Here is a 234-nt window from a genome sequence, read left to right on the forward strand (position 1 = left end):
CACGCCGGGTTCCGCCGGTGCTTCAAAAAGAGGCGGAGAAGGAGTGTTGTCCGCGTTCAGGACACGAACCGTCACCGCGTCTGAGCCCCTGAGCTGGGAATCGTATTCACGCTGGAGTCCGGAGAGCCCGGTGAGGTCCCCCGGAGCCAGCAGACCGTCAGCGGCCATCTCATCTGTTGCGGGCCCCACAGTCCCCAACAGGTCTGCCGCAAAGCCGGGGCTGGGGGCAAGTAC

The 234-nt window shown here is 65.4% G+C and carries 1 pseudogene; it reads right to left on the reverse strand.

Features of this window, described 5'->3' with window-relative positions:
- Positions 1-234 (reverse strand): annotated as a pseudogene (locus tag SB754_RS23095) (penicillin-binding protein); the annotation flags it as partial.

Source organism: Leifsonia sp. SIMBA_070 (genome assembly GCF_046534635.1).
In the GTDB taxonomy this organism is placed as follows: Bacteria; Actinomycetota; Actinomycetes; order Actinomycetales; family Microbacteriaceae; genus Leifsonia.